Consider the following 25,268-nt stretch of genomic DNA (forward strand, 5'->3'; position numbering starts at 1 on the left):
TTCGCGGGCGGTGCACCGTTCCAGCCAGCCGTGGCGCACGCGCTGCGCCACGAGGGGAGTGGGCCGCGGGCCTGGCGCGGACGCTGCGCGACAGGCGCGACCGGTTGACCGCGGCCCTCTCTGCCGCCGGGCTCGCCCCGTTCCGCTCGGAGGGCACGTACTTCGTGTGCGCGCGGGTCAGCACGGACGCGGTCGACTACTGCCGGGAACTGCCGGGTGAGCGTGGGGTCGCGGCGATCCCGGTGTCGGTATTCACCGACCACCGCGAGCCGTGGCGCGACATCGTCCGGTTCGCGTTCTGCAAGACCGACGCCGTGCTCGACGAGGGCATCCGCCGTCTGGGCTGACCCTGGCCCGCGGCGTCGTCGCCTGTCAGTCGGGCAGGACGGGCAGGGCCTCACGGGCGACGTCGGCCTCGGCGGGGTCGAGGTCGATGAACGCCAGTTCGGGGGCGATGCCGAGCTCGAGCAGCACGCGTCCGGTTGGATCCACCACCATCGAATGCCCCACCCCGGTGGGACGCCCCAGCGCATCCGGGTCGCCCGTCGCCGCCTGGTCGACCGCGACCACGAACGCGGTGGAGTCCATCGCGCGGGCCGTCGCGAGGGTGCGCCACTGGTGGACCTTCCCCGGCCCGGGCGCCCACGAGGCGCAGACCACGATGACCCGGGCGCCGTCGGAGGCGAGAGCCTGGAACTGGGCAGGGAAGCGGATGTCGTAGCAGGTGGCCAGTCCCAGCCGTGTGTCGCGCAGATCGATGTGAACCAGGTCGCTCCCGGGGCGATGTGCCGCGACTCGCGGAAGCCGAGGGCGTCGAACAGGTGGACCTTGTCGTAGCGGGCCTCGACGGCACCCGTCACCAGCAGCGTGTTGTGGACCCGGCCATCGTCGGCGGTGGTGAACATACCGACCACGATGGTGGTGCCGAGCGTGCGGGCGAGGGTGCGGACCGCGTCGGCCCACGGGCCGTCGAACGGCTCGGCCACCTCCGAGGACGCCCTGGAGAACGAACACATGGTCGCCTCGGGAAGACGACGACGTGGGCGCCGCCGTCGGCCGCGGCCCGGGCCTGCGCCCCGAGGAGGGCCAGGTTCGCCCTCGGGTCGGTGGAGGCGCTGAGTTGGGCGATGGCGATGCGCATGGGGTAACTCTCGCCACCCGGGTCGCTCCGGCGCAAGCCCTGACGTGTGGGCGTGGGGACGGCGGTGGGTCGGTGGCCGATAGTTTCGGCCGGACCGGTCAGAATCGGCTACTGGTCGATTTTTCCGGGCGGGCGTGGGGGACGGCGGTGGGTCGGTGGCCGATAGTTTCGGCCGGACCGGTCAGAATCGGCTACTGGCCGATTTTTCCGGGCGGCGCCCGCGCGAGCAGGTCGCGCAGGTGCCGCCCGCGTTGCCGGGTCTCAGCTGACGGCGGCGACCCTGGCCGCCAACTCCTCCAGCACGTGCGTGTACGTCTTCCCTGTCGCCCTCGTCATCCCGATCTCGCACGTCCGGTTCAGCGACAGGTACAGGTCCGCGTTCAACTCCCGCGCGTGACGCGCCTCGTCACGGGTCGACGTCGCCGTCAGCTCCTCGTGCAGCAGGCCCCGGTCACCGGCGAAGGCACAGCAGCGCCATCCCTCGGGAACGACCACCTCGTCGGCGACCAGCCCCGCCAGGAACGTGAGGTTGTCGTTGACCCCCATCAACGTCGACGAGCACGTCGGGTGCAGGACGGCCATCCCGGCCTTGGCCACCTCGGGCAGCTTCGGGGCGACGAACTCGGCGACCCACTGGGTCGCGTCGATCACCCGGATGTTCGTGATCCCGCGCTTCTTCAGGCTCACCTCGACGCCCTCGGTGCACGACACGTTGTCACACACCAGCGGCAGCTTCCCGTTGTCCGTGGCGGCAACGCACCACTCGGCGAGCCGCTCCGACATGGTGTCGAAGCCCTTCGCGAGGCCCTTCGACTTCCACGGCGTACCGCAGCACAGCGACGCGATGCCTTCGGGCGTGCGCAGGTTCAGCCCCGCGGCCGCCGCGAGCTGCCGGACGGCGCCGGCCACGCCGGTGCCGCACGCGTGGTCGGAGCCGAACATCGTCCCCACGCAGGCGGGCATGAAGATCGCCGCCGGCTCGGAGGCGGCAACCGGCTTGCGGACCGGGCCGCCGCCGGGAAGCTCGGCCGACAGGGTCGGCACGATGTCGGTGCCGACGACGGCGCGGGCGGCGCCGAGCACCCCGCGCACCAGTGGGTTCGGCACCTTGTCGACCACCGTCATGCCCACCGAGGCGACGTTCAGCACGCCGGCCCAGTGCTTGGCCGCGAAGTCCCAGCCCGCGTCGAGGACGCCGGACTGGCGTTCCCTACGCAGGTCACGGATCAGGTCGCCTGTGTTGATCTGGACGGGGCAGGCGGTCGAACACATGCCGTCGACGGCGCACGTCTGCACGACGTCGTAGGTCTCCTGCTTGAACAGCTTCTCCGCCAGCTCGAGGTTGCCCTCGGTCGTGGCGTCCTGGATCGCGCGCTGGATGACGATCCTCTGGCGCGGCGTGGTGGTCAGGTGCTGGCTCGGGCAGACGGGCTCGCAGTACCCGCACTCGACGCAGTCGTCGATCACCTCGCGCACAGGCGAGGTCGACTTGATGTTCTTCAGGTGCAGCTCCGGGTCCTCGGTGAGCACGGAGCCGGGGTTGAGGATCTGCTCCGGGTCGCATGCCAACTTGACGTCCCACATCGCCTGGTACAGCTCGTCGCCGTACTGACGGTGAACGAACGGGGCCATGATGCGTCCGGTGCCGTGTTCGGCCTTCAGGGTGCCCTGCCGGTCGAGGACCAGCTGGACCATGTCCTCGGTGAAGTCCTCGTACCGCTTGAGGGACTCGGGCCCCGCGAAGTCCTCGGTGACGAGGAAGTGGATGTTGCCGTCCTTCGCGTGGCCGAAGATGACGGCGTCGGCGTAGTTGTGCCTGTCGAACAGCACCTGCAGCTCGGAGCAGACGGCGCCGAGGCTCTCCATCGGCACGGCCACGTCCTCGAGCAGCGCGGCGGTGCCCTTGGGCGGTTCCGCGCGACCTTCGTGTAGAGGCCCTTGCGCATCACCCACATCAGGCCGCGGCGCTTCGCGTCCTGCGTCATCTCGGGCGCGGCCTCGAGGCCTCCCAGATCGGCGAAGGTGGCGTTGCCGGCCGCGATCCGCTCGGCGATCCCCTCGTCGTCATCGGCCTGGTACTCCACCAGCAGCGACGCCTGCTGCGTCGCCTCGAATCCGGCGGGCAGCACGTCCTTCGCGTCCTCGCCCATGGCGCGGATCGATGCGGCGTCGATCAGCTCGACGACGTCGGCACCGGAGTAGACGAGGTGCGGGAGCGCGGTGGTGGCGGCGTCGAGCGACTCGAAGAGCAGCAGGCCGGTGGCGGTCTTCGCGGGCACCGGCAGCGTCCGGAAGACGGCCTCGGCCACGAAGCCGAGCGTCCCCTCGGAGCCGATCATCAGGTGCTCGAGGATCTTGACCGGCCGGTCGTGGTCGATGAACGAGTTGAGGCCGTAGCCCATGGTGTTCTTGATGGCGTAGCGGCGCCTGAGATCGGAGGCGACCTCGTCGCGGTTGAGCTGGTCGCGCAGCCGCTCGAGCACCTCGACCAGTGCGGGTTCGGCCCGGCGGAGCTGATCGTCGGCATCCGGCGCGCCGGTGTCGATCACGGTGCCGGACGCCAGCACGATCGTCATCGACTCGATGGTGCGGTACGTGTTCTTCTCGGTGCCGCAGGTCATGCCGGAGGAGTTGTTGGCGACCATGCCCCGATCGTGCAGGCGATCTCGGAGGCGGGGTCGGGGCCGAGCTTGCGCTTGTAACGGGCCAGCGCGCCGTTGACCTGACGGATGGTGGCGCCGGGTTGCACGCGGACGCGGTCGCCACCATCGAGCACCTCGATGTCGCGGAAGTTCCGACGCACGTCGACCGTGAGTCCCATCGACAGCACCTGGCCCGACAGGCTCGAGCCGCCCGCGCGGAACGTCAGCGGCCAGCCGAGCTGGCGCGCAACCGCCATTGCGGTGGCGACCTCCTGCGCGTTGCGGGCCCGCATGATCGCATCCGGGGTGCGGATGTAGTGCGACGCGTCGATGGCCAAGGCGATCCGGTCGAGCTCGCGCGTGCTGACGGCGTCGTCGCCGAGTGCTGCGCGGAGGGCTGCGACGCCGGCGCTGTTGCCTGCATCCAGGAGCGTGCGGGAGGTGGTGACCGACATGGGTGACCTCGTTTCACGGACGTTGTGAGTTGGTCTGACCAGACCACCCTAACATCATGGATCCGAGGACCCAGGGCGGGTTGGGCGAACCCTTCCGGGCCGCCCGTGGGTCGCCTGAGGGTGCCAGGCCGTCGGGAGATCGGGTGGCGGGAGTGACGCCGGACGCGCGACACTGGATCCCGGCACCTTGGAACACCACGGAGGTGGGCGGGCATGATCGACTTCTGCGTGATCGGCGGCGGCATCGTCGGCCTCGCCACGGCCATGACGCTGCTGCAGCGCAACCCCGGCGCCTCGCTCGTGGTGTGCGAGAAGGACGACCGGATCGCCCCTCACCAGACCAGCCACAACAGCGGCGTGATCCACGCCGGCGTCTACTACCCGCCCGGCAGCCTCAAGGCGCGGCTGTGCAGGCTCGGCGCGGCCTGGACCCGCCAGTTCTGCAGGGAGCGGGGCATTCCCTTCGCCCAGCCGGGCAAGTTGATCGTCGCCACCGACGACACCGAACTGGTGCGGCTGGCCGCGCTGGGGAGCGGGCCCGCGCCAACGGGCTGCGGCCCGAGCGCCTCGACGCTCACGAACTGCGCAGGTGTGAACCCAACGTGCGTGGGGTGGGCGCGATCCTGGTCGCTGAGACGGGCATCGTCGACTACGGGGCCGTCGCGCGGGCCATGGCCGAACGGATCTCGGACCTGGGCGGAGGGGTGCGCCTCGGTGCCAGGGTCACGGGCATCGGGAGGACGCGACCGGTGTGACCGTGGAGCTCGCCGACGGCGTCATCCACGCAGGCCGACTCGTCGCCTGCGCAGGCATCCAGGCCGACCGGGTCGCGCGGATGGCCGGGCTGGGCGACGGGTTCGCGATGCTCCCGTTCAGGGGGAGTACTACCGGCTGCCGCCGTCGCGGGCCGGGCTGATCGACCACCTGATCTATCCGGTGCCCGACCCGTCGCTGCCCTTCCTGGGGTCCACCTGACGCGGACGATCGACGGTGGGGTGAGCGTCGGCCCCAATGCGGTGCTCGGGCTGGCCCGGGAGGGCTACCGCAAGTGGTCGGTCAATCCTGCCGACACCGTGGAACTGCTCCGCTTCCCGGGGTTCTGGCGGCTCGCGCCGCGCCTGGCCCGCACCGGCATCGGGAGCAGCTCGACTCGCTCGTCGCGTTGGGATACCTGGCCAGGGTGCGGCGCTACTGCCCGGATCTGACGCTGGACGACCTGACGCCGCACCCGGCGGGCATCCGCGCCCAGGCCGTGCTCGCCGACGGGACGATGGTCGAGGACTTCATGTTCAGGTCGACCGCCCGGCAACTGCACGTGGTGAACGCGCCGTCACCGGCTGCCACCTCCGCCAGGCCCATAGCGGGAGAGATCTGCGACCGACTGCTGCGTGGCGTCAGCCGATGAAGAAGGCCTTCGTGCCGTTGAACATCATCTGGACCGCGAGGAGCACGAGGATCATGCCCATCAGCCGCTCCGTCGCCACGAGGGCCCTCGTGCCGACGACGCGCTGCAGGAAGCCGGAGAAGTACAGCGTCACCGTGGTGATCAGCCACGAGATCATGAGGCCGCCGAGATACCAGGGCCAGTTGCCGGCATCCTGGCTGACGAACACGACGATGATGGCAAGCAACGAGGGGCCCGCCACGTAGGGCACCGCGAGCGGGACGATGAAGGGCTCGTCGTGGGTGACCGGCTCGGCGAGATTCTTCTCCGGGGTCGGGAACACCATGCGGATCGCGATCAGCATGAGCACGACGCCGCCCGCGGCGGTGAGCGCCGCCTCCTCGATGTGCAGCAGGTTCAGCAGCCCCGTCCCGCGAACAGGAAGGTCACCATCACAGCAAGCGCGATGAGGCACTCGCGCAGGATCACCCACTGGCGCCGCTCGGCCTTCGTGTTGCGCAGCGAGGTGAGGAACAGCGGCACGTTGCCGAGCGGATCCATGACCAGCAGGAACGTGAACGCCGCCGAGATCATCACTTCCATGGAAGCCTGTACACCCCTCCGATCGCCTCCCGGCGGACGCCGGGAGGGTTCACTCTACGGCCCACGCCCCGGCCGCCCAGTCCGGGGTGCTCGCCTTCGGCCAGGTGGGGCCTGCAACCGTTGCCGGAGTGGGGGCCATACTGTGCGCCAACCGGGGCGATCGTTCCCGACCGAGGGCGAGGAGGCCCCATGCGTCACCTGACCACCGTCGTCGCGGTGCTCACCGCCGCGCTCATCGCCTGCAGACCGCGCCGCCGGCCCGGGCTGACGGCCCCGGGGTGGAGATCACGGGACCGATGGAGGCGGCCACGCACGCCGTCGCCACGGTGGGCGGGATCACGGGAACCGTCGGGTACTCGTGGACCGTTGACGGGGTGGTTGTCCCCTCCGAGAACCTCGTCGGCGAACCGATCGAGCCGCAGCGCCTGATCCTGCTCGAGGAGTACATCGGAAAGCAGGTCGTCGTCACGGCGACCGTCACTCCCGAGGGTGGCTCCCCGGTGGTCCTTGTCTCCGCCCGCGCACCGTCGTCCAGGGCACCATTCTCATGAACGCGCCCCGGGTGGAGGGCGACTTCTTCGTGGGTCGGCCCCTGAGGGCGGTGCCGCAACCGGCCTACCCCCGGACCGGGCTCACCTACTCCTACCAGTGGTACGCCAACCGGGTGCCCGTCGCCGGGGCGACCGCAGAGACCTGGACGCCCGGGCCGCGTACGAACGACGCTCCGTCTCCGTCGAGGTCTCCGCCTCGAAGGCGGGCTGGACGACGTCGGCGCCCGTCCGGAGCGCCTCCGACGTGCCGCTGCTGCGGCTGCCCTACGTCTCGGCCGCGGGCGCCAGCCTGACCGGTGACCTCGTGGCCGGAACCGGGGTGGGCGTCGCCCTGACCGGACCGGTTGGTGAGCCCTACGAGGTCTCCGTCACCTGGGCCGTCGACGGGAAGCCCGCCGGATCGGGGGATGTCCTGCGGCTGACCAACGCCATGATCGGGCTGCCCGTGACGGCGACGGTGACCATGACGGCCGACCGGGTCGCTCCGTTCACCGTCACCACCCCGGCGCGGATCGTGGGCCGGGCGAGCTGTGGACGGGCGAATCGCTGTTCACGACGCCGGCCGTGGTCGGATGGGTGGCGCGTGTCACGTCGCCCTACGAGGGTTACCCGGTCACCCAGACCGTCACCTGGCTGCGCGACGGCAGACCCATCCCGGGGAGACCGGCCGGACGTACCGCTTCACCGGGCCGACGTCGGGAAGACCGTCGTCGCCCGGGTCCGGGCGACCGGCCGCGGGATCGACGCGACCTACCGGTGGCGCACTGGGCAGCCGGTCGTTTTCAACGTGTACACCACCCCCGGGGAGCACCAGGTCAACGGGCGCCGCTGGCGCACGGCCTGCGAGCCGTATTCCACGACGCTGCGGTGCCGCACCGACATCTGGGCCACCCAGGCGGTGTTGGTGAACGGGCGCTGGGCGCAGCGCACCGGGTGGGCGTTCAACAACCTCTCATACCTGCCCCTGGACGGCGGCACGTGGGGGACCAACCCTCTCGCGCGTACCGGTGAATGGGTCGACGCCGCGGGCCGGGATGGCGCACCGAGTGCAACACACCCCAGACCGGCTCCAACGCCTGCCGCACCTACGTGTCGGCCCACGTCACGCGCTACGAGCACCGCCGCTACGTGACCGCACGCCAGTGGGTGTTCAACAACGTCGTCTACCGCTGAGGCGGTAGCGACACGAGAGGGCCCGCGCCGAAGCGCGGGCCCCTCTTCCGTTGTCCGGGGTCAGCTCACTGGACCATGGTGCCGGTCTCGAGGAAGCGGACGTGCCATCCGAGCGCGGTGGCAAGATCGTGCGGCGTGTGCATGCCGTTGGCCTTCTTCTCGGCCAGCTTCACGTATTCGCGCAGCGGCTCCTTGAAGTCCGGGTGCGCGCAGTTGTCGATGATCAGCTTGGCGCGCTGGCGCGGTGCCATGCCGCGCAGGTCGGCGAGGCCCTGCTCGGTGATGATCACCTGGACGTCGTGCTCGGTGTGGTCGACGTGGTTGACCATCGGGACGATGCAGGAGATCGCGCCGCCCTTGGCCGTCGACGGCGTCACGAACGAGGAGATCCAACCGTTGCGGGTGAAGTCGCCCGAGCCGCCGATGCCGTTCTGCATGCGCGAACCCATCACGTGGGTGGAGTTCACGTTGCCGTAGATGTCGGCCTCGATCATGCCGTTGCAGGCGATGACGCCCATCCGGCGGATGGCCTCCGGGTGGTTGGAGACGTCCTGCGGGCGCAGCACGATCTTCTTCGCGTAGTGTGCCGCGTTGTCGTTCATCTTCTCGGCCGCCTTCGGGCTCAGCGAGAAGGCGGTGGCCGAGGCCACGGTCAGCTTGCCGGAGTCCAGCAGGTCGACCATGCCGTCCTGGATCACCTCCGTGTAGGAGGTGAGGTTCTCGAACGGGCCGTCGAGAAGGCCCTGCAGCACCGCGTTGGCGATGTTGCCCACGCCCGACTGCAGGGCAGCAGGTTCTTGGGCAGGCGACCCTGCTTCACCTCGTTGCCGAGGAAGTCGAGCAGGTTGTTCGCGATCGCGCGGGAGTCGTCGTCGAGGAGCTTGAACGGGGTGTTGCGGTCGGGCGCGTCGGTGACGATGACGGCGATGACCTTCTCCGGGTCGACCTTCAGCACCTTCTCACCGATGCGGTCGCCCGCATTCATGATCGGCAGCGCGACCCGGTTCGGCGGGAGGGCCCCGATCGGGTAGTAGATGTCGTGCATGCCGTAGAGGCCCTCGGACTGCCATTCGTTGACCTCGAGGATCACCTTGTCCGCGTAATCGAGGTAGGTGCGGTTCATGCCGACCGACGAGGACGGGATCAGGTCGCCGTCCTCGGTGATGGCGGTGACCTCGATGACGGCGACGTCCAGCTTGCCCAGGAAGCCCTGCGACACCTGCGGGCCCATGTGGGAGAGGTGGATGTCCTGGTAGTACGACGTGCCCTTGTTGATCGCGCTGCGCATCTCGGGGTCGGACTGGTAGGGGGCCCGGTAGGAGATGCCGCCGGTGCGGGCGAGCGCGCCGTCGAGCTCAGGCGCGGTGGAGGCGCCGGTCCAGACGCCGACCCTCAGCTCCTCACCACGGTTGTGTGCCGCGTCGATGATGGCGGCGAGCGCCTCAGGGAATGCCTTGGGGTAGCCCGAGCCGGTGAAGCCCGAGAATCCGATGTTCCAACCGTCCTCGACAAGGACGGCGGCCTCATGCGCCGACATGACCTTGTTCTTGAACGCCTCGCTCCGGATGCGACCTGACATCTGTCCTCCTTGAAGAATTGTCTGCGGCACACCCTATCCGGTCGGCTCCCCGATTTGAGGGGCACCCAGGGAATCCCGCCGTTCGGTTCGGTGTATGCGCAAACCCCTTGCCCGAGCCCCTGGCGCCCCGCTGCGCCCGGTGTCGGCGCCCGGTGGGCGTCGCTGGCCACGACCCGCGGCAGTGCCGTCACCGACGCACCTTCCCGCGCTGCGGGCGTAGATTGGGGCGATGGAACCCATCCGCACGCAGGCCTGGTTGGTCCGGCACGGCGCGACGCAGTGGTCGCAGACCGGGCACCACACCTCCGTCACCGACCTGCCACTCCTGCCCGCGGGCGAGGAGGACGCCAGGCTGGTCGGTGAGAGGCTCACCGAGGGTGACTTCCCCTGGTCCTTTCCAGCCCGCGGCTGCGGGCGAGGGAGACCGCGCGGCTGGCGGGCTTCCCCGCCCCGAGATCGACGACGACCTGGTGGAATGGGCCTACGGATCCGCCGAGGGCCTGACGTCCGCGCAGATCCAGGAGCGCGTCCCGGGGTGGCGGATCTGGACACACGGCGCGCCCGATCTCGGACCCGAACCCGTGGGGCCGGGGAGAGCGTCGACGATGTCGCCGCCCGTCTCACCCGGGTGGTCGACCGGGTCCGCTCGAGCGGACTGGAGCGCGTGCTGATCTTCGGACACGGGCATGCGCTGCGGGCCATGGCGATGCTCTGGCTGGGGCTCCCCGTCGACCGGGGGGCGCATTTCCCGCTGTACACGGGGCGGGTCAGCGTCCTCGGGTACGAGAAGACCTCGCCGGCGCTCGTCGCGTGGAATGTCGGCGAGTTGTACGAGGTGTGAGCGTCAGAAGGCGAACGCCGCCGCGGCGTCGAGGCGCGGGAAGTTGATGGCCACATCGGCCGCGGCGGCCGTCACCGGCTTCGCACAGAACGCCACGGAGAGGCCCGCCGCCGCGAACATGCCGAGGTCGTTTGCCCCGTCGCCGATGGCCACGGTCAATGCGGGGTCGATCCCGGCGGAATCGGCGAAGCCCAGGAGGTCGCGCGCCTTCTGGTCGCGGTCGACCACCTGACCGATGACGCGTCCGGTGAGCCGCTCCCGGCCGTCGACGGTCTCCGTCTCGAGGTGGTTGGCGTTGAAGAAGTCGAGCCCGAGCCGTGCCGCGAGCGGCTCGACGAGTTGCACAAAGCCGCCCGACGTCACCCCGACCAGCGCGCCGGCGGCCTTGGCCGCCGCGATCAGCTCGACCGCCCCGGATGACAGGGTCATGGCGGGGCCGACGGCATCGAAGATGGAGATGGGTAGGCCGCGAAGCGTCGCGACCCGCTCGGTGAGCGACTGCCCGAAGTCGAGTTCGCCGCGCATCGCGCGTTCGGTGATCTCCGCGACCTCGGCACCGACGCCGGCGTGCTGGGCCAGCAGGTCGATGGCCTCGGTCGTCGTCAGGGTGGAGTCGACGTCGAGCATGACGAGCCGGGCGCCCTGTGTGGCCAGCGGTCCTGCGATGACACCGACCGCGACGTCGCCGGCAACGGCCCGCAGCGCGGAGCGCAGCAGGTCAGGCTCGTCGTGGGAGGTGAAGAGGCTGATCCGCTGCCCGTAGTTGGTCTCCTCGCTCGTGACATGGTCGGTCGGGGGCACCATGGCGACCAGCGCCCGGGGGATGGGGCCGGCTGCTGCGAACGTCACGCGGATCTGCATGCGTCGACCCTACTTGTCGGGCGCGCCGCGGCCCGCCACCGTCCGGCCCTGACGCGCGGGTGGCGGGCCGTTGACCGGTGTGATCAGGCCTTGGCTGCCACCGGGGTGACGGTCACGGTGACCTCCTTGCCGCCGCGGAGCACGGTGAGGTCCATGGCCTTGCCGACCTGGCCAGCCCGCACCAGCGCGACGAGCGACTCGCTGCCCGTGACGGTCTGCCCGTCGACGGCGGTGATCAGGTCGTCGACCTTCAGGCCGGCCGAGGCCGCCGGGGACCCGGACACCACCTGGGCGACCACTGCGCCCTGCTGGCCGGTGGTCCGCACGTCGGAGGCGCTGATGCCGAGCTGCGGGTGCTCGGCCCTGCCTGTGCTGATCAGCTGGTCGGCGACGTAGCGGACCTGGTCGGAGCCGATGGCGAACCCGATGCCGATGTTGCCCGACTGGCTCTGGCCGCTGGACAGCGATGCGATCGACGAGGTGATGCCGATCAGCCTGCCGGAGCTGTCGACCAGCGCGCCGCCGGAGTTGCCGGGGTTGATGGCCGCGTTGGTCTGGATGGCAGCCGTGACGACGGTCTCGGCCGTGGTCTGCTGCTGCAACTGCCCGAAGCCCGGAAGCTGCTGCTGTTGTTCGCTCGCGGCAGTGGTGGTGACGGGGCGGTTCAGGGCCGAGACGATGCCGGTGGTGACGGTGTCGGCCAGGCCGAGCGGGTTGCCGATGGCCATCACCGGGTCGCCGACGGAGAGCACCTGGTTGTCCGCGAACTCCATCACCGAGAGGTCGGACGGCGGATCGACGAGCTTGACCACGGCCAGGTCGGTCGAGGGGTCGGTGCCCACCACTGTCGCCTCATACGACACGTTGCCGAGCATGACGATGACCTTGCCGTCCAGCGCGCCCGAGACGACATGGTTGTTGGTGACGATGTGGCCCTCCGTGTCGATCACGACACCGGAGCCCTGGGCGCCGCCGCCGGAGGTCTGCACGTCGATCGCGACGACCGCCTTGGAGGCGACCTTGGCGACGGCGGTCCAGTTGGGGCTGTTGGGGTCGGCCTGGACGACGGTGGTGCCGCCCGAACCGACGGAGGCGGTCGTCGTGCCGCCGCCGAGCTGGGAGGCGGCGAAGCCGACGCCTCCTCCGACTCCGCCCGCGAGGATGGCGACGGCGAGGATGCCCGCGATGCGGCTACGGCCCTTCGGGGCCTTCCGGTCACCGGGGCCTGGACCGTGGTGGTGGCCGACCGGGGCTGGCCGAAGGCCTGGTTCCAGGTGGGGTAGCCCACCTGCTGACCCGCCTCGGGCCGGGGGCGAAGCCGGGCTGCCCGGGGTGGGTCTGTGCTGCGGGGCCGCCGGGCACCGGCTGCGGGCCGACACCCGGCTGGGCTGCGGGGGTCGCGGAGGGCTGACCCTGTGGCTGCGGCCATGCCTGCGGCGGCTGGGGCTGCTGGGGCTGTGCCGGGGTGGTTCCCTCGCGGCTCCAGGGGTTCGGGTACTGCTCGTTGGTGCTCATCTTCGTCTCCCTCGCGGTGCGTTGACACCAGATAACCGGCCGAACCTGTGAGCCCCCTGTGAGCTGGCTGATCCTTTGCTTAGACCTGTGGCCCGGTCACCGGGCGGTGGTTACGGTGACCGTGAAGTTCGGATCCTGGAGTGCGATCTGTGTGCGGCCGAGGCGCACGTTCAGTTCCTTGCGGTAGGGCAGGTGGGAGTTGAACACGCACCAGAGCTGTCCGCCGGGACGCAGCACCCGTGTCGCCTCGTCGAACATCGCGATGGTGTCGGAGGAGTCCTTGGCGACGCCCTGGTGGAACGGCGGGTTCGTGACGATCGCGTCGAGGCTCTGGTCGGCGTACCCGTCGAGCCCGGCCCCCAGGTCACGTCCACATCCAACCCGTTGATCTCGGCCGCGATGCCGGTTCCGGCCACCGCCGACCAGCTGACGTCGCGGGCCTGCACGCGCAGACCCTCGCGGCCAGCCACATCGAGATGGTGCCGTTCCCGCAGCCCCAGTCGAGCACGTCGTCGGCGTCGATCCCCGGGAGCCTGCCCTTCCCGCCGAGGGCCGTCAGCAGCAGGCGGGTGCCCGGATCGACCTTGATGCCGCCGAACGTGGCGCCGTGGGCGGCCACCGAGAAGCCGAGATCCTCGTGGAGGCGCACCTTCGGCCAGTCCGACTCCCGGTTCTCCGGCCCCATGCCCGCAGTACCCGTGACTTCGAGCGACCCAGCGACGCCGACACGGCCGCGAAATGCTTGCCCAGCACCTCGTTCATCGTCAGGTTCATGTGCCTGACCCGCGCCCCGCCCAGGAATGTGACGTCGTCGGCGCCCTGCACCGCTGCCGCCTGCTCGTCGAGCGCGGCGAGCGACTTCGGGAGCCGGGCCAGCGCCAGGTCGACGCCCGCCAGGTCGGCGGGATGCTCCACCAGCAGATCGGGCGAGACCAGAGACGCGTCGCGCCAGTCGTCGCAGAAGACGCGCACGTCAGGCGTGAGCGTCAGCGCGTCCTCGATCAGCGCCGGGGCGTCGAGGATCGCCACCGCCTCGGCATGGTCGGGGGCCTCGGCCCAGATCAGGTCATCTACAACATCGCGCATGGCCCCGATCCTACGGGGCGCACCGTGGTCGCTAGGTTTGACCGTGTGGATGAAGCCATGGAGTTCAGGGTCCGGATCGATCCGGGAGACGGCGCGGCGGCCGATCTGCTCGCCAGACTCGCCGCTCACGGCGAGGTGACGGCGATGGTGCACGGCCGCGGGACGACCCTCGTGCTGGGTGGGGCCCGGTCGGGGAAATCGTCGTGGGCGGAGGCCCAGCTCGCTGACCGGGGCGACGTCGAGTACGTGGCCACGTCCGAGGCGCGCGCCGACGATCCCGAATGGCTGGAGCGCGTCGCGCTGCACCGGGCGCGTCGCCCCGCGTCCTGGCGCACCACCGAGACGATCGACCCGGCCGCCGTCCTCGGCTCCGATGCCCCGTCGCCGGTGCTCATCGACTGCCTGGCGGTGTGGCTCGACCGGATCCTGCTGGATTCCGGCGCCTGGGACGACCGGGAGGGTTGGCGCGACGCCGTGGAGGCGCGGGTCGCGGGGCTCATCGCGGCGATCGGGGCCACGTCGCGGGAGGTGATCCTGGTCAGCAACGAGGTCGGCTCGGGTGTGGTGCCCGCCACCGCCTCCGGGCGGCTGTACCGCGACGAACTCGGCAGGCTCAACGCGCGGGTGGCCGCCGCAGTCGACGAGTTGTGGCTGTGCACCGCCGGGGTCGCGAGGCGGCTGAAGTGAGGTCGCTCCTGACTGCAACCGGCCTGTTCACCGTCATCCCCGTCCGACCGTTCGAGGTCGACCGTGGCGCAGCCACCAGGGCGATGGCCGCGCTGCCGTGGCTCGCTCTGCTGCTCGGACTCGCGGCCGGTGCGCTCGTCTGGGGGCTCGGGACCCTCGCGTCGCCGCTGCTCGGCGCGATCGCGGGGCTCGCCCTGCTGGCGGCCGTGACCGGCGCCCTGCACCTCGACGGCGTCGCGGACACCGCGGACGGGCTCGGCTCCCGGAAGTCGCGGGAAGAGGCGCTGGAGATCATGCGCCGCTCCGACATCGGCCCGATGGGGGTGGTGACGCTGCTGTTCGTGCTGCTGCTCGACGTGGCCGCGCTTGCCTCGACCTCCTCGCCCCTGTTCGGGGGTGCCGCGCTCGCGGTCGCGGTGATGGGCTCGCGGCTCGCCGTTTCGATCGCGACGGTGTCGCGACGCTCGGCGCGCACGACCGGCTTCGGTGCGCTGTTCGTCGGCGTCACGGCGAGGTCGACCGCGGTCGTCAATGCCGTCCTGGCGGTGCTGGTGGGGCTCGGGCTCGGCTGGTTGACGGCGGGTTGGACGGGTGCCGTCGCGCTCGCCGTCGGCGGTGTGGTCGCAGCGTTGGTCGCGACGTGGTGGGGCCGGAGGCTGGTGCGCCGGTTCGGGGTTGGACCGGTGACACGTTCGGGTCGCTGATCGAGGTGACCCAGGTCGCGTTGCTGCTCACAACCGCCGTCGCCTTCGGCGCCCTGGGCTGATGCGGTCAGACGCGGGCCAGTAGCTCCCGTGGAGGATGGAGAGGAACCCGTCGTCGGAGTCGGCCCACTGGCGCCACCCCTCGCTGACCCGGGTGAGGTCGGCGGTCGTCGCGAAGCCCTCGTCCACGGCCTGCCGCGCCATCGCGGAGTCGAGGATGCGCTCGGCCCACATGCCACCCCACCAGGCCCGATCCTCCGGCGTCGAGAAGCACCAGGTGCTGGTGGTCACGGTGACGTCCTCAAGGCCGGCTGCGTGCGCCCAGCCGAGCAGCCGACGACCGGCGTCCGGTTCGCCCCCGTTGGCCCTGGCGAGGCGCTGGTACAGGTCCATCCACTCGTCGAGGGCCCGGTACCGGGGCCACCAGACGAAACCGGCGTAATCGCTGTCGCGCACCGCCACGAGGCCACCGGGCAACGTGACGCGCGCCATCTCGCGGAGCGCCTGCACCGGGTCGGCCACGTGCTGCAGCACCTGGTGGGCGTGCGTGACGTCGAACGTGTCGTCGGGGAAGCCGAGGGCGTGGACGTCGGCCGTGGCGAAGTCGACGTTGCCGAGCCACCGCTCCGTGATGGTCGCCCGACAGATGGCCAGCTCCTCGTCGCCCGTCTCGGTGGCCGTCACCTGGCCGACGAGCGCGGCGAAGTCGGCGGTGATGGTGCCCGGCCCGGCCCCGATGTCGAGCAGGTGCATGTCGTCGACCAGATGCGGGAGCAGGTAGCCGGCGGAGTTCTCGGCGGTGCGCCAGCGGTGGGAGCGCAGCACAGACTCGTGATGGCCGTGGGTGTACCTGGGTTCCAGCATTCCCCAAGTGTCGGGGCGGGGCGGATGGCGGGGCGGCGTGGCCCACCCTGTGGGACGCTCAGCCGGTCCAGGTGCCGTCGCAGAGGGACAGCCGACCGATGGTGGTGAGTGGACCGGCGATGTCATCGGTCGCGTAGCTCATCAGGCAGACCGTGTCGACGGCGACCTCGAGGGGAGGCGGGGCGAAGCCCGTCATCCGGGCCTCGGCCTCGGAGAGTTCCGCCTCCACCGCGTACAGGCCGACGGTGACGTGCGGGTGGCGGCTCGGCGCGGGAAGGACGGCCCTGAGCGGTGAGAGCGCATCGGCGGACGCATCGAGATAGGGCGCCATCGGGAAGGTGCCCCACCCGCCGACCGTGACCCGGAACGGTGCGATCCCGAGTGCGCGGAGGGCCGCCAGGTCACGGCGCGTGTCGTGCTCGCCGTACACCGCGCCGGCCGGGGTCGCCCCCGGCTCGGGGCGCAGCCCGGCGAAGGCGAGCGTGATGTGCGGCTGCCGCAGGTAACGCGACAGCAGCAGGTCGTCGAGCCTGCCTGCCGCCTCCCCGACCCGGGCCCTGACCTCCGCGGTGTCGACGTCGAGCGCCCACACCAGCGCGCTGCTGCACCCGCCGTGCCACTCGGAGAAGTCACGGTCGAGGTTGGGCAGGAGCCTCACGGCTTCGTGGGCGCCGGTTCCGCACCCGCTGCGGCCTCGGCCTGGTCCATCTCCTCGACGAAGGCGTGCTTGGAGCTCTGCCAGCCGTCCTCATTCATCCCGGCGCGCCAGTATCCGGAGATGGAGACGTCGGCCCGGGGGAGCCCGAGATCCACGAAGAGGTGGCGGCGCAGATCCTTTATCATCCCCGCCACGCCGTGGACGAACCATCCGCCGGTCGGCAGGTCGGCCGCACGGACGACCCGCGTCAGCTCCCTGCCGTAGGGGCGCCGTCGCGGGGCACCCAGGTGAGGTCGACGCCGTCGCGGACCGGGACCGGGAAGGTGGCGCCGTCGTCGGCGATCTCGATGAAGACCGACGCCGTCGACGAGGCAGGCAGAGCCTCGAGGGCCGCGCAGATGGCGGGGGCCGCGGCCTCGTCGCCAGCCAGCACGAAGTGCTCGAACCGCGGGGCCGGTGCCCATGCACCACCCGGGCCGCGGAAGGCGATCTCGTCGCCGGGTTCCGCCCCGCAGCCCACGGCCCGGCCAGCCCCTCGTCACCGTGCACGACGAAGTCGACCTCGATGGTGCCGGTGGCCGTGTCGTGGCTGCGCAGCGTGTAGGTGCGGGTGACCGGCGCGAGTTCGGGGGTCGCCTCACGGATTGCGTCCGGGTCGAACGGCCACGCGTAGTCGGCGCCGGCGGGTGGGAACAGGAACTTCACGTAGTGGTCGGTGAACGGCAGGTCTGCGCCGACCAGATCCGGGCAGTCGAAGGTGAGCCGGACGAGTTGCGGGGAGACGCGGGTGGTCGCCTTCACGGTGGCGCGGTGCAGCGGTCGCTGACGAGAACTCATGATGCCCATTCTGCCGAGATTACGTAAGGTGATCCTAACTTATTCCCGGACCGTCCCTGGTCGGGTCCGTCCCGGCCCGCGCCACCGTCAGCGCGATCCCGGACCGTCGCCGAACCGGGCGCGCGCCGGCTCCGGCCCGGGGGTCGCGGGTGTTCGTGAGGCCGCGCCGCCGGAATGCACGCACGATCGGCCGCACGATGCACGCGTAGCCCTAGGATGACCGCAGGACGGCTGCCCGCACCCGGTGACGGGCTCCGCCGAATCAGGCCCGTGATCCGACGGAGGACCAGCCATGACCACTTCCGATCCCGACCTCCAACCCGAGGAGGCCGACCTCCAACCCGAGGAGGCCGGCCCCAACACGCCGCCGCAGCCCCGGCAGAACGGCAGGCTCCCCGTCCGGTGAGCGTCCGGGCCCGGCTCACGAACCCGTTCGCCTGGGCGTTCCTGGGCATGCTGGGCGCGCTTGCCGGGCTGGCGATCGGCGGTGCCGTCGCGTCGCTGAGCAGCATCCTCGTCACGGTGCTCATCGCGCTGTTCTTCGCCCTTGCCCTCGACCCGCTGGTGCGTCGCCTCGAGGCGCGCGGCGTCGCGCGCGGCGTGGGAATCGGGATCACGTTCGCCGGGGTGGTCGTCGTGGTCGGCGCCATGCTCGCCTTCGTGGTGCCGGCGACGGTCACCCAGGTGGTCGGTTTCACCAAGTCGGTTCCGGGGTTCATCGCGGCGCTGGAGCAGCAGCCCTGGTTCCAGGAGGTGACGGGTCTCGGCGGCGAGGAGGTCTACAGCGCGCTCCTCGAGCGACTGCAGGCCTGGGTCTCGAACCCGGCGAACCTGCTCGCCCTCGGCAACGGGGTCCTCGCCTTCGGCTCGGGCCTGATCAACGGGATCTCCGGCACGATGATCGGACTGGTCCTCACCCTCTACTTCCTGGCTTCACTCGACGCGATGAAGCAGGCGATGTACCGGCTGCTGCCTGCCTACAAGAGGTCGAAGGCCGCCGAGGTCACCGAGCAGATCACCCGGTCGGTCGGAGGGGCGATCGGCGGCGCGATCCAGTTGGGCATCCTGAACGCCATCTTCTCGTTCCTGCTGCTGACCGTGCTCGGCATCCCGTACGCGATGATGCTCGCCTTCCTGGCGCTGCTGGTCTCCATGCTCCCGATGATCGGGTCTGTGATGGTGTGGATCATCGCGTCCCTGGTCTGCCTCACGGACTCCTGGCAGACGGCGCTCATCTTCGCCCTCGTGTACTTCGTCTACATGCAGATCGAGGCCTACGTCCTGACCCCCGCATCATGAACAAGTCGGTGTCCGTGCCCGGCCCCTCGTCCTGATCGGGGCCATGGTGGGAGCGACCCTCATGGGACTGGTCGGGGCGCTGGTGGCCGTCCCCGTCACGGCATCACTGCTGATCCTCATCAAGAGCATCCACATCCCGCGCCAGGACGCGAAGACGGCACCGGCGCCGACCGACTGATACCAGGAGCGGTTCCGGTGCGGGCCGCGTTTCCCGGCCATCGCGGGATCGGCGTCGTGGGGCTCGATGGGGCCGAGGAACCGGGGCGGCCAGGCCCCGTCGGGCACGCACCTGCCGGACGCCATGGCCGGGTGCGGGAAACGAAGAAACCCCCTGCCACAGGGCAAGGGGTCCGTTCCGCGGAGGATACGAGATTCGAACTCGTGAGGGCGTGAACCCAACCCGCTTTCCAAGCGAGCGCCATAGGCCTCTAGGCGAATCCTCCGCCGGGAACCTTACCGGAGTCTGCGGCGACTTTCCAAAACCTGCCGGCGAGGGTCGGGATGCGGCAAGGGGCGCGCCCCGAAGGACACGCCCTCACCTGCTGATCGGGATCAGTTGTAGACGATCACCTTGTCTCCGACCTTCGCCAGGTCGAAGAGCCGGGCGAGCGCCGCCTTGTTGCGCACGTTGACGCAGCCGTGCGAGGCGCCGTTGTAACCGCGGGCGGCGAAGTCGGGCGAGTAGTGGATTGCCTGGCCACCGCTGAAGAACATCGCGTACGGCATGGCCGTGTGATAGAGGCTCGACACATGGTTGCGGGACTTCCAGTTCACCTGGAAGGCGCCGTTGCGGGTGGGCGTCAGTTCCGAACCGAAGCGGACGTCGAGGACGGTGTCGACCTTGCCGTTGACGACCCAGGCCATCTTGCGCTGGTTCTTCGAGATGCAGAACGCGCGACCGGTCATGCAGCGCCGGTCGAGGCGGAAGCCCTTCTGCACCAGCGGGCTGGTGATGACCGGGACGGGCTTGCCTGCGGTCGGGACGCCCGATGGCCGGGGAGCGGTGGCAGGGATGGTCTTCACCCAGGGGATGGTCGCGGTCTCGAACCGGACGATCCCGTTGAACACCCACTGGTCCTTCTGGACGATCTTGCCGTTGACGAGCGAGGCGACCGTTGCCACGGCGTAGGAACGGCAGGCGCCCCTACCGGTGGCGGGGGTGTCGCACTCGGAACGCCACCTGCGGCCGTCGGCGGCGGTCCAGGAACCGGTCTGCGCGAGCTTGTTGCCTGCCCAGACGGAGCGCGGGGAGGGCAGGTAGGTGAGGTTGTTGAACGTCCAGTTGTTCCGCGTGTACCACTGGCCCTTGGACAGGTAGACCGTCGAGCCGAAGATGCTGGTGCGGCAACGGATCGTGGTGGAGGAGTACGATCCGCACTCGGTGAACCAGTAGCGGCCGTTGACCAGGTGGTACCCGGGGTCACGTAGAGGGCCTGCTCAGGGGTGAGCTTCGGCGGTGTCGGCTTGGCCGACGCGGTCGGCTTGGGTGACGTGCTCGCGGTCGGCTTGGGCGACGTGCTCGCGGTCGGCTTGGGTGACGTGCTCGCGGTCGGCTTGGGCGACGCGGTGGGGCTTGCCGTCGGTCCGGGGCCCGGGACCCCGGTGTCGGCGGTGGCCGTCGGCGCGACCATCGACAGCGACATGGCGGCCGCTGCGACTGCGAAGAGCAACTTGCGCATGGTGGTGGGATCCTCCTAGCGGTTCAACCGGGCCATCGTAATCCGGTGATCGGTTCAGAACTAATCACCCGGGTGGCCCCTGACACCCTCTACTACGCATTCCAGTGTGCCCGTGGTTGCATGCCGATACACAGCGGAAGCGTGGGGTCAGCCCGCAGCGAGACGGGCGAGCGACCGTTCCGTTGCGGTGTGCAGATGCACCCGGCCCACAGGCCGGCCGTGCCCGAGCACGGGGTGGGGCGCCAGCGCGAGGAGTGCGTCGGTGGCCAGTCCCAGCGCGGCCAGGACGCCCACCAGCACGGGGATGTTGCCCCTGTGGTTGCCGTCGGCCGTCTTGACCGCGATGCCGGTGCCGTCGGGCAGTCCGGCGGCGAAGGCGCCCTCCGCACCGAGCTTGCAGACGAGCCCCGGCACCTCGTGGTGGAACACCACCTCGTCGCGCCGCGTGCCGGAGGCATGCTCGGGATACCTCCGGAAGGCATCGGCGATCGGCCGTGCCTCGCCGTCGTCCGCGGACGCCAGGCGGCCGAACGAACGGGCGAGCCCCGTCAGGGTGACGGCGAACGCCGGTGCCCCGCAGCCGTCGACGACCGGGTCTCCGACCGGCTCGCCCGTGTATTGGGCCAACGCGGCCCGGGTTGAGCGTTGTAACGGATGCGCAGCGTCGCGGTAGTCATGGAGCGACCAGCCAGCCCGCACGCAGGTGCGCAGCATGCCCGCGTGCTTGCCGGAGCAGTTGTGGGCAACCGGCTCCCTGCCGTGCCCCTGCCTGACCCACTCGACGAGTGCCTCCTCGTCCCAGGGCAGTGAAGGTGGCGTCTGCAGCGCGTCGACGGTGAGGCCGCAGCCCTCCAGGATCGAGACGACAGCCTGCCTGTGGAAGGCCTCCCCGGCGTGTGAGGCCCCGACCAGCGCCAGTTCCGCACCGGTGACATCGAGTCCGCCGCGGAGCATCGCGATCGCCTGCACGGGCTTGACCGCGGAGCGGGGAGCGTCGGCGAGGTGACGTCGCCTACGGCGAGCCTGACGGTGCCGTCGGGCCCACCACCACCAGCGACCCGTGGTGTTGGGCCTCCAGATACGCGCCCCGCCAGACCTCCGTGAGCACCGGCTCCAAGCTGTTGACCATGCCTGGCAGGCTACCGACTCCACAGGCGGTTGGACGAGCCGGTCGGGCTATGGGCTAGACTCTCTTCAGGTTCCTCGCGCGGCGGTATCTCGCCCAACTCCCCAGGGTCGGAAGGCAGCAAGGGTAAGTGAGCTCTTCCGGGTGCGCGAGGGGCCCTTTTTCTTCCCTCGCGAAGTGTCGGCGAGCTGAATTAGGGTGAACGGGTGGACGACGAGCACGACGAGGATGAGTACGGCCCGATCGACGAGAGCTACGGGTCGGCGGGTCTGCCCGGTTTCGGACCGATGGACGGACCCGGGCTCTTTGACGATCCCGAGCCGGGGCCGCTCCCCGTGGAGCAGACCGGGCCCGGCCTCTTCGCCGAGGATGAACCCGCTGAAGAACTCCCGGCACCCGCTCCGGCCACGCCCGCGCCGGTGAACGCCACCCGCCGCACCCCGCGCCCGAAGCGCCGCTCGCGCTCTACCGCAGGTACCGGCCCGACACGTTCGCCGAGGTGATCGGCCAGGACCATGTCACCGTCCCGCTGCAGCGCGCCCTCACCAACAACCGGGTCAACCACGCCTATCTCTTCTCCGGCCCGCGTGGCTGCGGCAAGACCACCTCGGCACGCATCCTCGCCCGCTGCCTGAACTGCGAGCAGGGCCCGACGGCCACGCCGTGCGGTGTCTGCCTCTCCTGCACCGATCTCGCGCGGGGTGGGCCCGGTTCGATCGACGTCATCGAGATTGACGCCGCGTCCCACGGCGGCGTCGACGACGCCCGGGACCTGCGCGAGCGCGCCTACTTCGCCCCCGTCGCGAGCCGCTACAAGATCTACATCATCGACGAGGCCCACATGGTCACGCCGCAGGGCTTCAACGCGCTGCTGAAGCTGGTCGAGGAGCCCCGCCGCACACCAAGTTCATCTTCGCCACCACAGAGCCCGAGAAGGTGATCGGCACCATCCGGTCACGCACGCACCACTATCCCTTCCGGCTCGTGCCGCCGAAGGTGCTGAGCGACTACCTCGCCCACCTCTGCGACGTGGAGGGGTCGAGGTCGACCACTCCGCCATCCCTCTGGTGGTGCGGGCGGGTGCCGGATCGGTGCGCGACTCGCTCTCGGTGCTGGACCAGCTCCTCGGCGGCGCGGGTGAGGAGGGCGTCAGCTACAGCCAGGCGGCAGCGCTGCTCGGCTACACCCCGACGCGCTCCTGGACGAGATCGTCGACGCCTTCGCCGCCGGAGACGCCGCGGGCGTGTTCCGGACCATCGACAAGGTGATCGAGGTCGGGCAGGACCCACGCCGGTTCGCGGAGGACCTGCTGCGTCGCCTCCGAGACCTGGTGATCCTCGCCGCCGTCCCGGAGGCCGCCACCAACGGCATCCTCGACGTGGCCGCCGACCAGGCCCAGCGCCTGCAGACCCAGGTCGCCGGGATGGGTACGGGCGAACTGACCCGCGCCGCAGAGGTGATCGCGACAGGCCTGACCGAGATGCGCGGCACGACGGCGCCGCGCCTCCACCTCGAGCTGATGTGCTCGCGGGTGCTGCTGCCGGGAGCCGATGCGCACGAGCGGGGCCTGCACGCCCGGATGGATCGCCTCGAGCGTCGCGTCGGCATGATGGGCGAGGCGCCGGCCGCCCCGGCCACGGACTGGACGGACGTGGCGCCCACTACGGTCGCTCCGGTGGCGCCCACCCGGACGCAGACCCCGCGGCCGGTTCCGGCCGAGCCCACCCACCCGGTGCCGGCACGACCCGCAGGCCCCGCCCGGCCCGGCAGAGCCCGCGCCACCAGCCGACCCCATGCCCAGCCGCGGCCGACACCGGTGCCCGCCCCCGAGCCGACCCAGGCTCCGCAGCAGACACAGCCGCCCGCCGACGCGTCCCCACGGCAGCGACCCGCGGGTGCCCCACCCGCGGGGACGGCGACGCCCGACCAGCAGACCGCCCCGACTGCCGAGGCGAGGCCGGCGAGGCAGGCCGCCACCGGCCAGCTCACCGCCACCGAGCTCCGTAGGGTCTGGCCCAACGTCCTGGAGGAGGTGAAGCGACGCCGCCGGTTCACCCACATGCTGCTCAGCCAGCACGCGCAGGTGATCGACGTCGCCGACGGCGCCCTCACCCTGGGATTCTCCGGATCGGGCCCGCGCGAGAACTTCGGTGCCGGGGGCAGTGTCGATGTCCTCGTCGACGCGCTCATCGAGGTGATCGGCGTCGAGTTGCGCATCAACCCGGTCGTCTCGGGGCCGCCCCCGTCGAGTCACACGCAGAGCAGCGTCCCCCAGGTGCGCCGGTGGTGCCCGTCGAGCGGCCCGAGGCCGCCTCAGCGCCCCCGCCGCCGCCCCACCGCCGGAGGTGGAGGCGGAGGTCTCCACCGACGACGAGGTGCTTGACGCCACGCACAATGCCGAGGAACTGCTGAGCAACACGTTCGCCGCCGAGCTCATCGCGGTGCGTGAGGCCGACGAGCGCTGAAGCGCTCGTATGCTTGAGTGCCCAAGGGAAACGACAGGAGAAGAGATGTTTGGTGACTTCGATCTGAACTCGCTGATGCAGCAGGCCCAGAAGATCCAGAGCGACGTGGAGCGCGCCCAGCGCGAGCTGTCGACCAAGGAGTTCGAGGCCTCCGCAGGCGGCGACCTCGTCACCGTACGCATCAACGGCCGCGGCGAGCTGCAGCACGTCGACATCAAGCCCGAGGCATGGGACCCGGAGGATCCCGACACCCTCTCCGCGCTTCTGATCGCCGCCTTCCGCGCCGCGAAGTCCGAGGCGGACGCCGCCATGGAGGCGGCGATGCCCGACCTGCCGCAGATCCCGGGAATGTGAGGCCGGCCCACCCGTGTATGACGGCCCCATCCAGGAACTGATCGACGAACTGAGCCGCCTACCCGGGATCGGGCCGCGCGGCGCCTCCCGGATCGCGTTCCACCTCCTCGACGCACCTGAGGAGGATGTTCTTGCGCTGGCCGATGTGCTGCGGCGCCTCAAGGAGTCGTCCCGGTTCTGTGAGGTCTGCTTCAACATCTCGTCCGAGGAGCGCTGCCGCATCTGCCGCGACCCGCGGCGCGACCGCACCCAGGTGTGCGTCGTAGAGGAGTCCAAGGACGTCGTCGCGATTGAACGCACCAACGAGTTCCGTGGGCTCTACCACGTGCTCGGCGGAGCGATCTCGCCCATCGACGGCAAGGGCCTGCGGACCTCCACACCCGCGAGCTGTTCCAGCGGCTCGCCGACGGTGAGGTGCAGGAGGTCATCCTGGCCACCGATCCCGACACGCAGGGTGAGGCCACCGCCGCGTACCTGAGCCGCATGCTGCGTGACTTCGGGGTCCGCGTCACGCGCCCGCGAGCGGGCTTCCCGTTGGCGGCGACATCGAGTACGCCGACCAGGTCACCCTCGGCAGGGCCTTCGAGGGGCGCCGCGCGATGTTCGAGCCCGAGAGGGTCCTCTGAGTTCCCTCATCCCGGCCGACTTCCACGCGCTGCTCGGTGGTCGGGCCGCCGACGAGGAGGGGGAGTCTCCGGCGCCGACTGGCTGGTGCGCCTGCCGCATCTCATCGAGAGCCACCTCGAGCGCTGGACGCTCCGGCC

The 25,268-nt window shown here is 70.6% G+C and carries 23 protein-coding genes, 1 tRNA gene, 1 other RNA gene and 11 pseudogenes; 18 read left to right on the top strand and 18 right to left on the bottom strand.

The features are described from left to right. Positions 1 to 71: 71 nt before the first annotated feature. Entirely contained in the window at positions 72 to 347 is a 276-nt protein-coding gene (locus G7085_RS35210; protein WP_269452183.1) for an aminotransferase class I/II-fold pyridoxal phosphate-dependent enzyme, read from the top strand. Between the two features lie 25 nt (positions 348 to 372). Here the strand turns inward: G7085_RS35210 and G7085_RS35215 are convergent. From G7085_RS35215 to G7085_RS32905, 4 genes and pseudogenes are all read right to left on the bottom strand, one after another. Beyond that, positions 373 to 1,016 (bottom strand): annotated as a pseudogene (locus tag G7085_RS35215) (nitrilase-related carbon-nitrogen hydrolase). 386 nt (positions 1,017 to 1,402) lie between these two features. Beyond that, on the bottom strand, positions 1,403 to 3,007 hold the full coding sequence (locus G7085_RS32895) for an FAD-binding and (Fe-S)-binding domain-containing protein (RefSeq protein ID WP_331715718.1): 1,605 nt from the start codon (positions 3,005 to 3,007) through the stop codon (positions 1,403 to 1,405). Between the two features lie 110 nt (positions 3,008 to 3,117). Then, positions 3,118 to 3,786 (bottom strand): annotated as a pseudogene (locus G7085_RS32900) (FAD-binding oxidoreductase); the annotation flags it as partial. Then, entirely contained in the window at positions 3,759 to 4,238 is a 480-nt protein-coding gene (locus G7085_RS32905; RefSeq protein WP_197511652.1) for an FAD-binding oxidoreductase, read from the bottom strand. The pseudogene G7085_RS32900 and the gene G7085_RS32905, both read right to left, overlap by 28 nt. Positions 4,239 to 4,451: 213 nt before the next feature. Between G7085_RS32905 and G7085_RS30750 the strand changes: the two are divergent. From G7085_RS30750 to G7085_RS26835, 4 genes and pseudogenes are all read left to right on the top strand, one after another. Further along, positions 4,452 to 4,993 (top strand): annotated as a pseudogene (locus G7085_RS30750) (FAD-dependent oxidoreductase). Next, the gene (locus G7085_RS35220) at positions 4,990 to 5,154 is read left to right on the top strand and encodes a hypothetical protein (RefSeq protein ID WP_231979588.1); all 165 of its coding nucleotides are present in this window, start codon (positions 4,990 to 4,992) and stop codon (positions 5,152 to 5,154) included. The pseudogene G7085_RS30750 and the gene G7085_RS35220 overlap by 4 nt, the downstream one beginning before the upstream one ends. Positions 5,155 to 5,233: 79 nt before the next feature. Then, positions 5,234 to 5,443 (top strand): hypothetical protein, encoded by a 210-nt coding sequence (locus G7085_RS26830; protein WP_231979589.1) that lies wholly within the window; start codon positions 5,234 to 5,236, stop codon positions 5,441 to 5,443. Further along, positions 5,401 to 5,643 carry a hypothetical protein gene (locus tag G7085_RS26835; protein WP_231979590.1) on the top strand — a complete coding sequence of 81 codons (243 nt, stop codon included), beginning with the start codon at positions 5,401 to 5,403 and terminating at the stop codon, positions 5,641 to 5,643. Before G7085_RS26830 ends, G7085_RS26835 begins: the two co-directional genes overlap by 43 nt. Here the strand turns inward: G7085_RS26835 and G7085_RS15480 are convergent. Next, positions 5,633 to 6,225 (bottom strand): annotated as a pseudogene (locus G7085_RS15480) (MarC family protein). The gene G7085_RS26835 and the pseudogene G7085_RS15480 sit on opposite strands and share 11 nt — an antisense overlap. A 296-nt stretch (positions 6,226 to 6,521) precedes the next feature. Here G7085_RS15480 and G7085_RS15485 point away from each other — a divergent pair. Both G7085_RS15485 and G7085_RS15490 read left to right on the top strand, forming a co-directional pair. Further along, positions 6,522 to 6,776: a hypothetical protein gene (locus tag G7085_RS15485; RefSeq protein WP_197511653.1), complete on the top strand. Its 255-nt coding sequence runs from the start codon at positions 6,522 to 6,524 to the stop codon at positions 6,774 to 6,776. A gap of 97 nt (positions 6,777 to 6,873) precedes the next feature. Further along, positions 6,874 to 7,908 (top strand): hypothetical protein, encoded by a 1,035-nt coding sequence (locus G7085_RS15490; RefSeq protein WP_197511654.1) that lies wholly within the window; start codon positions 6,874 to 6,876, stop codon positions 7,906 to 7,908. Positions 7,909 to 8,014: 106 nt separating this feature from the next. Here G7085_RS15490 and G7085_RS15495 read toward each other — a convergent pair. Continuing rightward, positions 8,015 to 9,528 (bottom strand): annotated as a pseudogene (locus tag G7085_RS15495) (acetyl-CoA hydrolase/transferase family protein). Positions 9,529 to 9,757: 229 nt separating this feature from the next. On the opposite strand from G7085_RS15495, the pseudogene G7085_RS30755 reads away from it, so the two are divergent. The 3 genes and pseudogenes from G7085_RS30755 to G7085_RS30760 form a co-directional block, all read left to right on the top strand. Further along, a pseudogene (locus tag G7085_RS30755) lies at positions 9,758 to 9,901 on the top strand (phosphoglycerate mutase family protein); the annotation flags it as partial. Positions 9,902 to 9,905: 4 nt separating this feature from the next. After that, entirely contained in the window at positions 9,906 to 10,199 is a 294-nt protein-coding gene (locus G7085_RS35225; protein WP_408647217.1) for a histidine phosphatase family protein, read from the top strand. Then, positions 10,094 to 10,369, top strand: a pseudogene (locus G7085_RS30760) (histidine phosphatase family protein); the annotation flags it as partial. The gene G7085_RS35225 and the pseudogene G7085_RS30760, both read left to right, overlap by 106 nt. Positions 10,370 to 10,372: 3 nt before the next feature. Here G7085_RS30760 and serB read toward each other — a convergent pair. The 5 genes from serB to G7085_RS15525 all read right to left on the bottom strand — a co-directional run bounded on the left by serB (position 10,373) and on the right by G7085_RS15525 (position 13,831). After that, positions 10,373 to 11,230: a phosphoserine phosphatase SerB gene (gene serB / locus G7085_RS15505; protein ID WP_231979593.1), complete on the bottom strand. Its 858-nt coding sequence runs from the start codon at positions 11,228 to 11,230 to the stop codon at positions 10,373 to 10,375. 83 nt (positions 11,231 to 11,313) lie between these two features. Beyond that, a complete protein-coding gene (locus G7085_RS15510) occupies positions 11,314 to 12,609 on the bottom strand; it encodes a S1C family serine protease (RefSeq protein WP_331715720.1) in 1,296 nt (431 codons plus the stop codon). 232 nt (positions 12,610 to 12,841) lie between these two features. Beyond that, positions 12,842 to 13,171 carry a methyltransferase gene (locus tag G7085_RS30765; RefSeq protein WP_197512914.1) on the bottom strand — a complete coding sequence of 110 codons (330 nt, stop codon included), beginning with the start codon at positions 13,169 to 13,171 and terminating at the stop codon, positions 12,842 to 12,844. Beyond that, positions 13,110 to 13,364, bottom strand: coding sequence for a methyltransferase (locus G7085_RS30770; protein WP_197511655.1), 255 nt, complete (start codon positions 13,362 to 13,364; stop codon positions 13,110 to 13,112). The genes G7085_RS30765 and G7085_RS30770 overlap by 62 nt, the downstream gene beginning before the upstream one ends. After that, positions 13,301 to 13,831: a hypothetical protein gene (locus G7085_RS15525; RefSeq protein ID WP_197511656.1), complete on the bottom strand. Its 531-nt coding sequence runs from the start codon at positions 13,829 to 13,831 to the stop codon at positions 13,301 to 13,303. Before G7085_RS15525 ends, G7085_RS30770 begins: the two co-directional genes overlap by 64 nt. Before the next feature lie 57 nt (positions 13,832 to 13,888). Between G7085_RS15525 and cobU the strand changes: the two genes are divergently transcribed. Together cobU and G7085_RS15535 are read left to right on the top strand one after the other, a co-directional pair. Further along, entirely contained in the window at positions 13,889 to 14,518 is a 630-nt protein-coding gene (gene cobU, locus G7085_RS15530; protein WP_231979594.1) for a bifunctional adenosylcobinamide kinase/adenosylcobinamide-phosphate guanylyltransferase, read from the top strand. Beyond that, positions 14,515 to 15,222 (top strand): adenosylcobinamide-GDP ribazoletransferase, encoded by a 708-nt coding sequence (locus tag G7085_RS15535; RefSeq protein ID WP_197511657.1) that lies wholly within the window; start codon positions 14,515 to 14,517, stop codon positions 15,220 to 15,222. The genes cobU and G7085_RS15535 overlap by 4 nt, the downstream gene beginning before the upstream one ends. A gap of 27 nt (positions 15,223 to 15,249) precedes the next feature. Here G7085_RS15535 and G7085_RS15540 read toward each other — a convergent pair whose 3' ends face one another. From G7085_RS15540 to G7085_RS35235, 4 genes and pseudogenes are all read right to left on the bottom strand, one after another. Beyond that, positions 15,250 to 16,086, bottom strand: coding sequence for a class I SAM-dependent methyltransferase (locus G7085_RS15540; protein ID WP_197511658.1), 837 nt, complete (start codon positions 16,084 to 16,086; stop codon positions 15,250 to 15,252). Positions 16,087 to 16,144: 58 nt separating this feature from the next. Then, on the bottom strand, positions 16,145 to 16,744 hold the full coding sequence (locus G7085_RS15545; RefSeq protein ID WP_197511659.1) for a 2'-5' RNA ligase family protein: 600 nt from the start codon (positions 16,742 to 16,744) through the stop codon (positions 16,145 to 16,147). Next, a pseudogene (locus G7085_RS35230) lies at positions 16,741 to 17,264 on the bottom strand (siderophore-interacting protein). Before G7085_RS35230 ends, G7085_RS15545 begins: the two are co-directional and overlap by 4 nt. Before the next feature lie 47 nt (positions 17,265 to 17,311). Further along, positions 17,312 to 17,590: pseudogene (locus tag G7085_RS35235) on the bottom strand (siderophore-interacting protein); the annotation flags it as partial. A 393-nt stretch (positions 17,591 to 17,983) separates the two neighbouring features. On the opposite strand from G7085_RS35235, the gene G7085_RS15555 reads away from it, so the two are divergent. Beyond that, positions 17,984 to 18,880 carry an AI-2E family transporter gene (locus G7085_RS15555; protein WP_197511661.1) on the top strand — a complete coding sequence of 299 codons (897 nt, stop codon included), beginning with the start codon at positions 17,984 to 17,986 and terminating at the stop codon, positions 18,878 to 18,880. 358 nt (positions 18,881 to 19,238) lie between these two features. On the opposite strand, the gene G7085_RS15560 is transcribed toward G7085_RS15555, so the two are convergent. Continuing rightward, positions 19,239 to 19,323 (bottom strand) — tRNA-Ser (locus tag G7085_RS15560). Between the two features lie 109 nt (positions 19,324 to 19,432). Then, the gene (locus tag G7085_RS32920; protein ID WP_331715722.1) at positions 19,433 to 20,002 is read right to left on the bottom strand and encodes a L,D-transpeptidase; all 570 of its coding nucleotides are present in this window, start codon (positions 20,000 to 20,002) and stop codon (positions 19,433 to 19,435) included. Between the two features lie 321 nt (positions 20,003 to 20,323). On the opposite strand from G7085_RS32920, the gene G7085_RS15570 reads away from it, so the two are divergent. Then, on the top strand, positions 20,324 to 20,578 hold the full coding sequence (locus tag G7085_RS15570; protein WP_197511662.1) for a hypothetical protein: 255 nt from the start codon (positions 20,324 to 20,326) through the stop codon (positions 20,576 to 20,578). Positions 20,579 to 20,706: 128 nt separating this feature from the next. On the opposite strand, the gene G7085_RS15575 is transcribed toward G7085_RS15570, so the two are convergent. Further along, a complete protein-coding gene (locus tag G7085_RS15575; protein WP_197511663.1) occupies positions 20,707 to 21,528 on the bottom strand; it encodes an asparaginase in 822 nt (273 codons plus the stop codon). Positions 21,529 to 21,753: 225 nt separating this feature from the next. Here G7085_RS15575 and ffs point away from each other — a divergent pair. The 4 genes and pseudogenes from ffs (at position 21,754) to recR (ending at position 25,130) form a co-directional block, all read left to right on the top strand. Further along, positions 21,754 to 21,849: signal recognition particle sRNA small type (ffs, locus tag G7085_RS15580), an RNA gene on the top strand. A gap of 123 nt (positions 21,850 to 21,972) precedes the next feature. Then, positions 21,973 to 23,780 (top strand): annotated as a pseudogene (locus tag G7085_RS15590) (DNA polymerase III subunit gamma and tau); the annotation flags it as partial. A 415-nt stretch (positions 23,781 to 24,195) separates the two neighbouring features. Next, positions 24,196 to 24,504 carry a YbaB/EbfC family nucleoid-associated protein gene (locus tag G7085_RS15595; protein WP_197511665.1) on the top strand — a complete coding sequence of 103 codons (309 nt, stop codon included), beginning with the start codon at positions 24,196 to 24,198 and terminating at the stop codon, positions 24,502 to 24,504. A gap of 13 nt (positions 24,505 to 24,517) precedes the next feature. Next, positions 24,518 to 25,130: pseudogene (recR, locus tag G7085_RS15600) on the top strand (recombination mediator RecR). Positions 25,131 to 25,268: the final 138 nt, after the last annotated feature.

The sequence above is a fragment of the Tessaracoccus coleopterorum genome (assembly GCF_011174705.1).
GTDB lineage: Bacteria > Actinomycetota > Actinomycetes > Propionibacteriales > Propionibacteriaceae > Arachnia > Arachnia coleopterorum.

Bases quoted from the DNA above. Each gene is read 5' to 3' on its own strand.
- G7085_RS32895 (WP_331715718.1), bottom strand. From the start codon at position 3,007: ATGGAGAGCCTCGGCGCCGTCTGCTCCGAGCTGCAGGTGCTGTTCGAC.
- G7085_RS32905 (WP_197511652.1), bottom strand. From the start codon at position 4,238: ATGTCGGTCACCACCTCCCGCACGCTCCTGGATGCAGGCAACAGCGCC.
- G7085_RS15485 (WP_197511653.1), top strand. From the start codon at position 6,522: ATGGAGGCGGCCACGCACGCCGTCGCCACGGTGGGCGGGATCACGGGA.
- serB (WP_231979593.1), bottom strand. From the start codon at position 11,230: ATGCAGATCCGCGTGACGTTCGCAGCAGCCGGCCCCATCCCCCGGGCG.
- G7085_RS15525 (WP_197511656.1), bottom strand. From the start codon at position 13,831: ATGCGCGATGTTGTAGATGACCTGATCTGGGCCGAGGCCCCCGACCAT.
- cobU (WP_231979594.1), top strand. From the start codon at position 13,889: ATGGAGTTCAGGGTCCGGATCGATCCGGGAGACGGCGCGGCGGCCGAT.
- G7085_RS15540 (WP_197511658.1), bottom strand. From the start codon at position 16,086: ATGCTGGAACCCAGGTACACCCACGGCCATCACGAGTCTGTGCTGCGC.
- G7085_RS15595 (WP_197511665.1), top strand. From the start codon at position 24,196: ATGTTTGGTGACTTCGATCTGAACTCGCTGATGCAGCAGGCCCAGAAG.